This window comes from Amorphoplanes digitatis, assembly GCF_014205335.1.
Classification (GTDB): domain Bacteria; phylum Actinomycetota; class Actinomycetes; order Mycobacteriales; family Micromonosporaceae; genus Actinoplanes; species Actinoplanes digitatus.
Genome location: NZ_JACHNH010000001.1, coordinates 8640001 through 8652435, shown reverse-complemented (window position 1 = coordinate 8652435; position 12435 = coordinate 8640001). Strand labels below are relative to the sequence as shown.

At 70.2% G+C, this 12435-nt stretch carries 9 protein-coding genes, 3 tRNA genes, 1 rRNA gene and 1 pseudogene (1 of these 14 only partly in view); 4 read left to right on the top strand and 10 right to left on the bottom strand.

Annotated features, from left to right (window positions below; genetic code table 11):
• Positions 1 to 118: 118 nt before the first annotated feature.
• From BJ971_RS38300 to BJ971_RS38270, 8 genes and pseudogenes are all read right to left on the bottom strand, one after another.
• A tRNA-Phe gene (locus BJ971_RS38300) sits at positions 119 to 195 on the bottom strand.
• Positions 196 to 234: 39 nt separating this feature from the next.
• A tRNA-Asp gene (locus tag BJ971_RS38295) sits at positions 235 to 308 on the bottom strand.
• A gap of 44 nt (positions 309 to 352) precedes the next feature.
• Positions 353 to 425: transfer RNA gene (locus BJ971_RS38290), tRNA-Glu, on the bottom strand.
• Positions 426 to 548: 123 nt separating this feature from the next.
• The gene (locus tag BJ971_RS42745; RefSeq protein WP_417281806.1) at positions 549 to 1154 is read right to left on the bottom strand and encodes a B12-binding domain-containing protein; all 606 of its coding nucleotides are present in this window, start codon (positions 1152 to 1154) and stop codon (positions 549 to 551) included.
• A 513-nt stretch (positions 1155 to 1667) separates the two neighbouring features.
• Positions 1668 to 1931: pseudogene (locus BJ971_RS41870) on the bottom strand (MerR family transcriptional regulator); the annotation flags it as partial.
• Positions 1921 to 2511 carry an isopentenyl-diphosphate Delta-isomerase gene (idi, locus tag BJ971_RS38280; RefSeq protein WP_184998172.1) on the bottom strand — a complete coding sequence of 197 codons (591 nt, stop codon included), beginning with the start codon at positions 2509 to 2511 and terminating at the stop codon, positions 1921 to 1923. The gene idi and the pseudogene BJ971_RS41870, both read right to left, overlap by 11 nt.
• Positions 2508 to 4013 (bottom strand): phytoene desaturase family protein, encoded by a 1506-nt coding sequence (gene crtI, locus BJ971_RS38275; protein WP_184998171.1) that lies wholly within the window; start codon positions 4011 to 4013, stop codon positions 2508 to 2510. The genes idi and crtI overlap by 4 nt, the downstream gene beginning before the upstream one ends.
• 30 nt (positions 4014 to 4043) lie before the next feature.
• Positions 4044 to 5156: a polyprenyl synthetase family protein gene (locus BJ971_RS38270; RefSeq protein ID WP_239087528.1), complete on the bottom strand. Its 1113-nt coding sequence runs from the start codon at positions 5154 to 5156 to the stop codon at positions 4044 to 4046.
• Positions 5157 to 5220: 64 nt separating this feature from the next.
• Between BJ971_RS38270 and BJ971_RS38265 the strand changes: the two genes are divergently transcribed.
• Positions 5221 to 6126 carry a phytoene/squalene synthase family protein gene (locus BJ971_RS38265; protein ID WP_184998169.1) on the top strand — a complete coding sequence of 302 codons (906 nt, stop codon included), beginning with the start codon at positions 5221 to 5223 and terminating at the stop codon, positions 6124 to 6126.
• 1 nt (position 6127) lies between these two features.
• On the top strand, positions 6128 to 7462 hold the full coding sequence (locus BJ971_RS38260; protein ID WP_184998168.1) for a cryptochrome/photolyase family protein: 1335 nt from the start codon (positions 6128 to 6130) through the stop codon (positions 7460 to 7462).
• 128 nt (positions 7463 to 7590) lie between these two features.
• Here BJ971_RS38260 and BJ971_RS38255 read toward each other — a convergent pair whose 3' ends face one another.
• Both BJ971_RS38255 and BJ971_RS38250 read right to left on the bottom strand, forming a co-directional pair.
• Positions 7591 to 8424, bottom strand: coding sequence for a hypothetical protein (locus tag BJ971_RS38255; RefSeq protein WP_184998167.1), 834 nt, complete (start codon positions 8422 to 8424; stop codon positions 7591 to 7593).
• Positions 8425 to 8532: 108 nt separating this feature from the next.
• Positions 8533 to 9624 carry a serine hydrolase domain-containing protein gene (locus tag BJ971_RS38250; protein ID WP_184998166.1) on the bottom strand — a complete coding sequence of 364 codons (1092 nt, stop codon included), beginning with the start codon at positions 9622 to 9624 and terminating at the stop codon, positions 8533 to 8535.
• Positions 9625 to 9662: 38 nt separating this feature from the next.
• Between BJ971_RS38250 and BJ971_RS38245 the strand changes: the two genes are divergently transcribed.
• Complete coding sequence (locus BJ971_RS38245) at positions 9663 to 11024, top strand: dihydrolipoyl dehydrogenase family protein (RefSeq protein ID WP_184998165.1); 1362 nt, start codon at positions 9663 to 9665, stop codon at positions 11022 to 11024.
• 1157 nt (positions 11025 to 12181) lie between these two features.
• Positions 12182 to 12435: ribosomal RNA gene (locus BJ971_RS38240) — 16S ribosomal RNA — on the top strand; it runs 1262 nt beyond the window's last position.

Genomic DNA, 12435 nt, shown 5'->3' with positions numbered 1-12435 from the left:
CCGGATGAGGCAAAACCGAGACCACGGGATTGTTGGTGGGCACGACTAGCCCTCGGACAGCAAAACGCCCACCGTGCGTTTCCGCAGGTGGGCGGTGCTCAAAGCCCGGCGAGAGGCTTGGTGGCCAGGGGCGGGGTCGAACCGCCGACCTTCCGATTTTCAGTCGGACGCTCGTACCAACTGAGCTACCTGGCCTTGCGCCGCGCAATGGTGCACGCGGTTTCTGGCTAGTTGCGGTCCTGACGGGACTTGAACCCGCGACCTCCGCCTTGACAGGGCGGCGAGCACTCCAACTGCTCCACAGGACCTTGCTGTACTACTTCTTACCACTTCCCCGACCGAGGTCGGTTCGTACCCCCAACGGGATTCGAACCCGTGCTACCGCCTTGAAAGGGCGGCGTCCTGGGCCACTAGACGATGAGGGCAACCCCGCCATCATTGCATATTTCAACTTCCGGCGGCGTGGGCCCCAACCGGCCCCGCTTGAGGCTTGGAAAGCATACGTGATCCCCCCGCCGTCATCCAAACCGGTATCCCCAGCGCCACTCCTAGGGCTCTGACCTGCGGTTATGTCGATGGTTGGCCGGCGGGGCGGCGAGTGACACCAGGCGTACCGCCTCCGGGAGGCTGTCCAGCGGGGTGACGTCTTCGGGAAGTTCGTGCCTCGGCCAGCCTGGTCCGGCAGCCGCGGCGAGCAGTGGTCGGTGCGGTCCGGTGAGCAGGCTCACCCATTGTTCCGGGCTTCCGGTGCTCGGCAGGTGGGACCACAGAACGACCGCGACCGGTCCTGTCCGGGAGACGGCGTCGGAGAGAGCCTGCGGCGGCACCCGGGCGCCGAGGAGCCGGCTGGGGACGCCGACCTCGGCCAGCGCGGCGGCCAGGGCCTCCAGGGGGAGCGTGTGCTGCTCCTCATCGGCGGCGGCAAGCAGGACCTGCGGCGAGCGGAGGCCCGGCGGCCGGGGAACCGAGCCGAGCACCTCCGTGATGCTGCGCGAGATTAGGTGTTCAACCTCGATGAAGCGCTTGGTCGCTGCGTATCGGTCGCCGATGCCGATCAGGACCGGCTTGATCACTTCCTCCCAGGCTGCGACCACGCCGCGGTCGGCGACGCTCGCCTCGAGAATTTCGCGCAGGGCCGGGGCGTCGAGGCGCATGGCGGCCCGGGCGAGGCCGCGCGCGGCGGGTCCGGCCCTTCCGGTGCGGATGGCGTTCCCACCACCGTCGCGGGTGGCGCGGAGAAGGCCGGGCCACACGGCATCCACCCTGGTGACCGGCCCGGTCTCAAGCCCAAATTCCCGCCCAGTTTCCGGCCCGAATTGCTGCGCGGCTTCTGCCCCGGCCTGCTGCCCGGTCTGGGGCCTGGACTGCTGCGCGGTCTCTGGCCCGGATTGCTGCGCGGTCTGTGGCCCGGACTGCTGCCCGGACTCTGGTCCTGATAGCTGCGCGGTCTCTGGCCCGGATTGCCGCCCGGTTTCCGGAGGCAGGGAGGCTTCGGTGGGGGGCGACGGGCGCTTGAGCGGCCTGACGTTGGGGCCGCTGTCGTGATCGTTCGGTGGTTGTCGAGGGTCCTCGTGCGGAGTCTTCTCGTCGTCCGCGGCCTGCGACGGGGCCTCATATGTCGCGGCGGGTTCGGCTGGCTCGTGAGTGGTCGGCGGTGGCACCGCGAAGACGCCGGGTGGGGGCGCGGCGACGTCGATTGACACGGGCGCGTGTCGGGCCCAGGCGGCGGCTTCGGCAGGCGTCACGCCTCGGGCGGTCAGCCGTCGCATTACCTGTAGACGGGCCATGTCCTCCGGGGTGTAGCGCCGGTGGTGCCCGGGCACGTGATGGCTGGGGCCGAGCCCGTACCGCTGGTGCCAGGTGCGCAGCGTGGTTACGGCGACGCCCAGACGGCGGGCGACGGCCCCGGCGGTCAGGGCCTCATCGGCCACTCGGCGGCTCCGGTGCGTCGTCGGCCGGGCGCGGCCGGGCCTCGAGGTGGCGGATCAGGGAACCGGTGACTCCTTGCAGCCAGGGGGCGTAGGACCGGGGGTCCTCGTTCAGGCTGGCGGTCAACTCCTCGATCGAGACCCAGCGGACGGCCGCGACCTCGGCAGGGTCGAGCAGCAGGGCCAGGTCTGCCGAGACGTCGCCCACCAGCACGTGGTCGTACTCGTACTCCACCCGGCCGGTCGACGGGTCCTCCGCGTAGTACGAGTACACGCCCGTCTCGGTCAGGTCGACACCGTGCACGCCGACCTCCTCGACCAGGCGGCGGGCGGCGGCCGTCGCCGGTGCCTCGCCCGGCAGGGGATGACCGCAGCACGTGTTGGCCCAGCGCAGCGGGAACCTGGTCTTGATCGCGGCCCGCTGTTGCAGGAGTACCCGGCCCGACGGATCGCGGAGGAACACGGAGAACGCCCGGTGCAGCCGGCCGGGTACCCGGTGCGCCTCGTCGACCGTGGCGGCGCCGGTCGGCTCGCCGAGGGTGTCGACCAGTTCGACGAGGTGAGCCTCGCGGGAGACGGTCATGCCACCCTCCCGCCGTGGTTCTTCGCGACGCCGGTTACGCGGGACGCCGCCAGTTTTCCGGAGATCAGCACCATCGGGACGCCGACGCCCGGCTGGGTGCCGGAGCCGGTGAAGACCACGTTCTCCAGGGTCGGGTGCAGATTTGCCGGGCGGAACGGTCCGGTCTGGGAAAAGGTGTGCGCCGACGCGAACGGGGTGCCGGCGGCCATGCCCTGGGCGGCCCAGTCGTCAGGAGTGATCACGCGCTCGACTTCGATGCCGTCCCGGAAGCCGATATAGCCGCGCTGCTCCAGCACCCCGACCAGCTCGTCGGCGTAGCGGCGGCCGAGGCCGCCCCGCCAGTCCAGCGGCGCCACGTCGAGGTTCGGTGTCGGGGCCAGCACGTAGTAGGTCTGCCGTCCGGCCGGCGCCGCGGCGGGATCGCTGTGGCTGGGGTTGGTGACCAGCAAAGACGGGTCGCTCATCAACAGGCCCTGGTTGATGACTTCATCGAAGGTGCCCTTCCAGGCCGTTCCGAAGTGGATGTTGTGGTGGGCGATCTTCGAATAGTGTCGCGTCGACCCGACGTGGAGCACGACACAGGACGGCGAGTACTTCAGCCGGCGTGGACGGCGGGACCCGGGCAGCAGGTCGCGATAGGCGACGGGGAGATCCGGGTTGAGCACCACGACGTCGGCCGGGAGGCGCTCGCCGTCATCGGTCAACACGGCTGTGGCCCGGCCGTTGGCAGTCTCCACCCCGGTCACCGTCGTCTCGTAGCGGAACCGCACGCCGTGCTTCTCCGCCGCGCCCGCGAGCGCCTTCGGCACCGCGTGCATGCCGCCGCGCGGGTAGAAGACGCCGGCCACCGAGTCGAGGTACGCGATGACCGCGTAGATGGCGAGGGCGTCGTGCGGTGCCAAGCCCGCGTACATGGCCTGGAAGGAGAAGATGCGCTGGGTGCGGTGATCGCGGAAGAATTGGTTGATCTTCGGCTGGAGTCGGCGGAAGCCGCCCATGCCGAGCAGCTTGAGCAGGCTGAGATTGACCAGATCGAGCGGGGTATCCAGGTTGCGGTCGATGAAAGCGTCCCGCTCGAGACGCCACAGGCCGCCCGCGAAATCGACGAAGCGCAGGTAGCCGTCGGCCTCGCGGGGGCCGCAGAGCCGCGAGATCTCGGCGGCCATCCGGACCGTGTCGGTGCGCACGTCCAGCGTGGAACCGTCCGGGTAGTGGGCCCGGTATGCCGGGTCGAGCGGGGTCAGCTCGAGCCAGTCGGACAGCTCCTCGCCGACGGCCGCGAGCGGCTCGGCGATCAGCTCGGGCATGGTCAGCACGGTCGGCCCGGTGTCGAACTCGTATCCGTCGACGGAGAGCCTGCCGGCGCGGCCGCCCGGCACCGCCTCGCGCTCGACGACCGTCACCTGCCGACCGGCCGCCGCGAGGTGCAGCGCGCAGGCCAGGCCGCCCAGCCCGGCGCCCACCACGACCACGTGGTCGGTCGGTCCCGTCACTCTTCGCACTTCACAGCTCCCAGGTCGGCGAGAGGCTCATCATGTCGGGCGGTGGGTCGCGGTGACAGCCAGGTCCGTCAGCGCGACGCGGGTCTCGTCGTGGATCGGCGCGTCCGCGAGCGCATCGATGCCCTCGGCCACCCGAAGCTGGATCAGGGCCTCCACCCGCGCGACGGCGCCGGTCTCGGCGATCACCTCGGCCCGCCGGGCGACCGGTTCGGCGCAGTCCCGGGCGAGTTCGGCCCGCTGCGCGGGGTCGGCGAGCTCGTGCGCCAGCATCAGCAGGGCGGTGGGCTTGCCGGTACGCAGGTCGTCGCCGGCCGGCTTGCCGGTGACGACGGGGTCGCCGTACACACCCAGGAGGTCGTCGCGGAGCTGGAAAGCTTCGCCCACCGCGAGGCCGTAGCGGTTGTAGGCCTCGTCGACCGCCGCCACGCCGGCTTCGGTCCGGCCGGCCAGCGCGAGCCCGAACTGCAGCGGGCGCTGCACGGTGTAGCTCGCCGTCTTGTGCCGCGCGACCAGCCGCGCGCGCTCGAGGGACCAGGTGCCGGGCGCGGCCTCGCCGAGGACGTCGAGATACTGCCCCGCGATGGCCTCGGCGCGCATACGGTCGTAGCCGGCGCGCGCCGCGAACAACGTCGCCGCGGGTAGCGCGGCCCGGGCCAGGAGCTGATCGGCCCAGACCAGGCAGAGGTCGCCGACGAGGATCGCCGACGTCACGCCGAACTGGTCCGGATCGCCGAGCAGGCCCGCGTCGCTGTGCTGGCCGGCGAAGACCCGGTGCGCTGTCGGGTTGCCCCGCCGGGTCGCCGAGCCGTCCATGACGTCGTCCTGGACCAGCGCGAACGTGTGCATCAGCTCCAGCGCGGCGAGGGCCGGCAGCACCGGTTCGACGGGCTCGCCCGGGGCCGCGACTCCGCGCCAGCCCCAGTAGGCGAACGTCGGACGTAGTCGCTTGCCGCGAGCCAGCACGAGATCCCGGGTCGTGGTGGCGAAGCGGCCGAGCGCCGGATCCACGCCGCCCAGCGCCGAGATCTGGCCGTCCAGGAACTCGGTCAGAGTGCCCTCGACGGCGGGCACGAGATCAACCTCAGGGGCTGTCTGGCGAGGTAACCCGAAACGAGGGCTTGCCTCGAGGATGTCGTTGGCCACGGCAGCGAGAGTACCGTAGGATTCCAGTTGCGTCGATTGGTGAGTCGATTTGATGGGAGAGGCCATGGAGATCGATCTTGCTGCCGCGTACGAACGGTGTCGCGGGATCCACAAGCGCCACGGCCGCACCTATTACCTGGCCACCCGGTTGCTGCCCGCCTGGAAGCGCCGCCACGTGCACGCGCTCTATGGCTTCGCGCGCTACGCCGACGAGATCGTCGACAGCACCGATGACCTGCGCCCGGCGGCACGCGCGGCGCGGCTCACCGCCTGGTCCGAAGGGTTCCTCGCCGGGCTGGCCGGCGGGCCGGCCGAGGACCCGTTGCTGCCCGCGGTTCTCCACACGATCGCAGTCTTTGACCTGGATCATGCCGACTTCGCGTCGTTCCTGCGCAGCATGGCGATGGATCTCACCATCACGTCCTACGCGACTTATGACGACCTGCTCGACTACATGGAGGGCTCGGCCGCCGTCATCGGCACGATGATGCTGCCCATCCTGGGTTCGAGCGACCCGGTCGCCGCCCGCGAGCCGGCCCGCCAGCTCGGCTTCGCCTTCCAGCTCACCAACTTCATCCGCGATGTCGCCGAGGACCTCGATCGCGGCCGCACCTACCTGCCCGACGATCACCTGGCCGAGTTCGGCGTCACCCGCGACGACCTGCGCGCCGCTCGAGCGCAGCGCCGTTCGAGCCCCCGGATCAGATCCCTGATCCGGGCCGCGGTGGCCCGCGCCGACGAGCACTACGCCGCCGCGGCTCCCGGAGTCACCCTGCTGCTGCCCGGCTCGCAGGCCTGCCTGCGCACGGCCTTCCAGCTGTACCGCGGCATCCTCGACGAGGTCGTCGCGGCCGACTACGACGTCTTCGCCCGCCGGGCGACGGTCCCCGCTCCGCGCCGTGCCCGGGTGGCGGCGCGCTCCATGCTGACCAGGGCGGGCACGCCGATGGTCGCGTCGGTGCGGGGCTGAGATGCGGACCGCGGTGGTTCTGTTCACCCGCGACCTGCGGGTGCGCGACAACCCGGCCCTCGCCGCCGCCTGCGCGGCCGCCGAGCAGGTGGTGCCGCTCTTCGTGCTCGATCCGCGCCTGCGAGGGATCTCGCCGAACCGGGCGCTCTTCCTGCACCAGAGCCTCACCGACCTGCGCGAGACCCTGCGTCGAAAGGGCGCCGACCTGGTCGTCCGCGAGGGCGAGCCGGTCGCGGAGGCGATCAGGCTGGCGCGCGAGGTCGGCGCCGAGGGAATCGCGCTCGCCGCCGACGTCAGCGGGTACGCCCGGCGCAGGGAGCAGCGCCTCGACCGGGAGTGCGAGCGGCACCGCATCTCGCTGCGGCTTCTGCCCGGCACCACGGTCGTCCCGCCGGGCGGCGTGCGGCCGGGCGGCGGGGGCGACCACTACCGGGTCTTCTCGCCCTACCACCGGGCCTGGGAGTCGGCGCGGTGGCGAGACGAGGCCGCCACCCCTCACAAGATCACCCTGCCGCCGGGCATCGCCGTCGGCCGGCTTCCGAAGGCGCCGGACAGCGAGTCGCCCGGGGCGGCGCCGGGCGGCGAGAGCGAGGGGCAGCGACGGCTCAAGGCCTGGCTCCGGCACCTCGGGCCCTACGACGACCTGCACGACCAGATGGCCATGGACGGAACCTCACGGCTGAGCGGCTACCTGCGGTTCGGATGTGTCTCGCCGCTGGCCGTGGCGAACGCGGCCCGGGAGATCGGCGGGCCGGGACCGGACGCCTTCGTCCGCCAACTCTGCTGGCGCGACTTCTACTACCAGGCCACCGCCGCGTTCCCGGCGATGTCCACGGAGGCCTACCGCAAGGCGGGCGACTACAGGTGGCGAGCCGACGAGGACGCGCTGAAGCACTGGCAGGATGGCTCGACCGGGGTGCCGGTGGTGGACGCGGGCATGCGGCAGCTGCGCGCCGAGGGATGGATGCACAATCGCGCCCGGCTGATCACCGCGTCATTCCTCACCAAGCATCTGGGCCTGGACTGGCGCGACGGCGTGAAGTGGTTCTTCCGCTGGCTGATCGACGGCGACGTGCCGAACAACTCCGGCAACTGGCAGTGGGTGGCCGGCACCGGCCACGACACCAGACCCCACCGGCGGTTCAATCCGATCAGGCAGGCCGAGCGCTTCGACCCCGATGGCGCGTATGTTCGTCGTTACGTTCCCGAGCTCAAATCCGTCGATGGAAAGGCCGTGCACCAGCCCTGGCGTCTGCCGGAGGCGGTGCGCTCAGGCCTCGACTATCCCGGGCCGCTCGAGTCGCACCGCGACGACGCGGTCTGGCTGCGGCCGTGACTCGGCGGCGTAGCTCCGTCCGGTACGCCGGGCGGCAGTGGAAGCGGGTCCTGCCGGCCCGTTGCGTTCGTCCGTTGATGGTCGGCAGGACCCGCGACCACCTGTCCGGTGGGCGTGGCCGCGCAAACCTAGGCCGGCAACGTCCGCCAGGCGCGGTAGTGGTGTACGGCGATCCCGCCGAAGGCCGCGGTCCTGCGCGTCGCCGCGTCCACCTTGGCCAGTTCTCGGACGAGCCGGGTCGCGCCCTCCTCGTGGAAGGTGCAGTGCGGGCAGTCCGCCAGCGGCCCGGTCTCCGCGCCCAGGCGCACCCGCTTGCCGGCGGCCCTGCCCCGCGCGAGCCAGTCCTGACTGATCGACAGGATGGAGTTCGTCCCGGTCGCGGTGTCCCGGTAGCTCATCACGGTCACGCCGTTCACCCGGCGCAACACCTCGTCGGCCAGGTTCCTCGAGCCGACCTTGTACTCGCCGAGCCAGAACGGCACGTCGGCCTCGATCGGGAGCGTGCCGGCCACCCGCATCTCGTCCAGCAGCCTCAGGTACGCGATCAGGGTGGCCTGCCGGTCGGTGGTCCAGCCGTCGCCCAGGTACGGCTCGACGTCCAGGTGGACGCCGGAGAAGAGCCCGGTGGACGACGCGGCCCGCTGCCAGTCGAGCGCCGCGGCGTGATCGTCGATCCAGCCCGGGTCGCCACCCAGAGCGCGCAGTTTGATCTTCAGGGCATCGGCGTAGCGCTTCATCTCCCGCAGCCGCGTGAGGTCACCGCCGGCCAGCACCGACGGCGGGACGTGCACGAAGATCTCGGAGACGTGCTGCCGTACGGCCCAGGCCACCACCTCGGCGGCGGGGTCGTCGTCCCACAACCACATGGCGCGGGTGTTCGGCGGCGCCGCGGTGAGGCCGGCGCCACCCGCGGTCGAGGCCCCGGGCAGCGTCACGTTGGCGGCCATGAGGACGGCAGACACCAGTGCTGCCCGCCATCGTCCTCGCATGGCCGCCTCCGTCACCCTGGTGATTCCACTCGCGCAGGGAGCCCCATGCCCCGTGGGGGACAGAATCGGCGGCGATCCTGGTCAGTTGAGAGGTCGCACCGAGGCGATCGCGGCGTCGATCGCCTCGACCCGGTCGAAGTCGCCGAGTTGCCGCGTCACGAAGGCGATCGCGTGGCCCGTCGCCGGGTCCGCCCACGCCGCGTTGCCGCCGAGGCCACCCATGCCCCAAGTCCCGTCGGGCTCCAGCTGCACGCCGAGGCCCCACGTCGTCGAACTCTCGATGAAGTGGTCATGACCCGAGAAGTGCGCCGACGTCAGGTCATCGACGAGCGCCTCGCTCAGCAACCGGCGGTCGTCCAGCACCCCGCCGGCGAGCAGCCCGGCATAGAAACGCGCGAGGGAAGGCGCCGTGGCGTGCAGATTCACCGCGGGAACGACGGCATTTCGCCAGAGCGGGCTGTTGACGACCGCGAGGTCGCGTGCGCCCGGCGGGTTCAGGACCGATCGCGTACGCACCGACCCGGGCTCGCCGAGCATGAGCGCGGGCCGGTCCGGCCGGTCGAACTCGAGCTCGGCGCATCGCTCCGGCTCGGCGGCCCCGAAACCGAAGTCCAGGCCCCACGGCGCCGCGATCTCCTCGGCGACGAAACGCGCCGGCGGCCGGCCGTCGACCCGACGGACGACCTCGCCCAGCAAATGCCCGTAGGTCAGCGCGTGCTCGGCCGCCACCGTGCCCGGCGGCCACTGCGGGCTCGCGCCGGCCAGGTCCGCACAGAGCAGGTCCCAATCGCCCCAGTCCGACGCCTCCCGGCGTACCGGAAAAAAGGGCAGACCGGCCGTATGGGTGAGCACCTGCCGTACCGAAGCGGGGGTCAGGAATTCGGGCCAGTGACGCGCGATCGGATCATCGAGCCCGACCAGGCCGCGGTCGACAAGCAGCAGCACCGCAAGCGCGATCACCGGCTTGCCCACCGAATACACATTGACCAGGGTCTCCTCGACCCACGGCCGGGTACGGGCGGCGTCCGCCCAACCCTCACGCAGATCCACCATCCGCTCGCCGTGGCGCAGCACGCAGAGGGCGGAACCGCCGCTGGGATGTGCCGCGAACACCTCCCGGACGACTTCATATCCGGGCGCCACGAAGCCGTGGGCATCATCGTCCGCTGACATGCACGCACGGTACCGGCGAAAAGTGGAAGGCTGGTCGCATGGGCGAAGGACAGCAAGTGGATGTCGTGGTCGTCGGCCTTGGTGTGGGCGGCGAGGAGGCCGCCGGGAGGCTCGCGGAGGCGGGCCTCAACGTGGTCGGCGTCGAGCACACGCTGGTCGGCGGCGAGTGTCCCTATTGGGGATGCATCCCGACCAAGATGATGATCCGTGCCGGAAACGCGCTCGCCGAGGCACGCCGCATTCCCGGCTTGGCCGGCAACGCTCAGGTGCAGCCCGACTGGGCGCCCGTCGCGCGCAGAATCCGGGACGAGGCGACCGACACCTGGGACGACAAGGTCGCGGTCGACCGGTTCACCGCCAAAGGCGGCCACTTCGTCCGCGGCCGGGCCGCCATCGTCGGCCCGGGGCGCGTCCGCGTGAACGACCAGGAGTGGACGGCGAGCCGCGGCATCGTGATCGCCACCGGCACGACGGCGGTCATCCCGCCGATCGACGGCCTCGCCGGCACCCCCTACTGGACCAACCGCGAGGCCGTCGAGGCCGAGACCCTGCCCGCCACGCTGCTCGTCCTCGGCGGCGGCGCGATCGGACTCGAGCTCTCCCACGTCATGGCCCGCTTCGGCGTGCAGGTCACGGTCATCGAGGGCAGCGCCCGCGTGCTCTCGATGGAAGAGCCCGAATCCTCCGCGACGGCCACCGCGGCCTTGGCGGCCGACGGCGTCAAAATCCTCACCGGGGTACGCGCACAGCGCGTCTCCCACTCCGGCGCGAGCTTCACCGTCGTACTCTCCGACGGCTCGACCGTCACCGGGGAACGGCTGCTCGTCGCCACCGGCCGCGCGGCTCGCCTCGACGGCCTGGGCCTCGACACGATCGGCCTGGACCCGGCGGCCCGGTTCCTCGGCACCGACGACCGGATGCGCGCCGCCGACAAGGTCTGGGCGGTCGGCGACGTGACCGGCAACGGCGCGTTCACCCACATGGCGATGTACGAGGCGGACGTCGCCGTCCGGGACATCCTCGGCCAGGGCGGCCCCGCCGCCGACTTCCACGCGAAGCCCCGCGTCACGTTTATCGATCCGGAGATCGGCGCGGTCGGGTACACGGAGAAGCAGGCCCGCGACGCCGGCGTCGACGTGCAGGTCGGCTATTCGAGCCTGCCGTCTTCTTCGCGTGGGTTTATCCATGGCCCGGGCAACGAGGGCTTCATCAAGGTCATCGCTGATCGGGGCCGCGGGGTCCTGGTGGGCGCCACCTCGGCCGGACCGTCGGGTGGCGAGATGCTGGGTGCTCTTGCGGTGGCGGTGAAGGCCGAGGTTCCGGTGGCCACGCTCAAGGCCACTATCTGGGCGTATCCAACGTTCCACCGAGCAATCGGCGATGCCCTGCGAAGCCTCTAGCCTGCGGCGCCTCTAGGCAGTGCTTCCGTCGATCCTCAGGACCCTGAGGTCGTGGAACCCGAACAACGCCGTCCACCCAACCAATCGCAGGACGGAAGCTTGATCGCGGGACGGCCGTTTGTAGAGAAGCGGCACGTTCGACGCAACTACCTTCCAACGCCTTCCAAGATCCGCTCGCCCTGCCCAGATTTCCCAATATGGCCAGGTCACCATGCCCTGCGCAGGCCTCATTACCCAGGCCTCCCAGCCAGGCCGTTTCCAGTCGCGTCGGCTGGCATCGACTCGGCCTCGCCATCAGGGCGTAGTTGTCGGGTTGCCCTGGCGGGTTGCCCTGGCGGGTTGCCCTGGCGGGTTGCCCTGGCGGGTTGCCCTGGCGGGTTGCCCTGGCGGGTTGCCCTGGCGGGTTGGGTGTCCTCGGAGCCTCGTCTTGGTCCTGGAGTCCCGGATTCTGTCGAGGCGGGGATCCGGGTCGGGAGGGTGTTGGGCGTGGGACGCCGGGTGTGGGGTCAATGAGGACAGCGGCGGAGTGGGTTGGGGTGGTGCGTGAGGCGGGTTTCGGCCTGTGGTGGTTGCGTGGCGGTTGGGTTGGCGGGCGATTGTGTGCACGCTGGGTGCCTTGATCGGCGACGTTGCGTTGTCCGGGGTGGCGCAAAAATGCGTTTGCGCAGGTCGCGGCATTGTGGTCTGGGACACGGGGGGCCGATTTGGAGCCTGGGAAACGACCGGGTAATGTTTTGCGAGCCGGCAGGGAAACGGGCGAGGCAAGCGGAACGAACCGAGAGATCGGGGAGATCAGCTAGCGGCCGTCCTGCCAAATCCTTCGAACTTCGGGATCGTAACGATGCTGCCTTGTGCGGCTCACCGCGGGCCCGGGCTCAAGGATGGGCTAGCTAGGGACGAACGGCACGAACCGGGAGATACCGGTTGACAGGGCCTGAAAGACCTAGTAAAGTTGAGCGAGTGCCCCGGGAACGGGTTACCTGGTCAGGTGGCTGGTTTTCCGGTGTGTGGTTGTTCTTTGAGAACTCAACAGGGTGCTTGATAAGCCAGTGCCATTAGGATTTTGGCCATGGCTGTGTCCACTAGTTTTTGGTGGGTGTGGTTGTGGTGTCCTTTGGCAGCAAGTTTTTTGTTGCCGGGATGATTTTCCACAGTTTTTGTTGGAGAGTTTGATCCTGGCTCAGGACGAACGCTGGCGGCGTGCTTAACACATGCAAGTCGAGCGGAAAGGCCCTTCGGGGTACTCGAGCGGCGAACGGGTGAGTAACACGTGAGTAACCTGCCCTGGACTTTGGGATAACCCTCGGAAACGGGGGCTAATACCGGATATGACTTTTCCTCGCATGAGGTTTGGTGGAAAGTTTTTCGGTCTGGGATGGGCTCGCGGCCTATCAGCTTGTTGGTGGGGTAA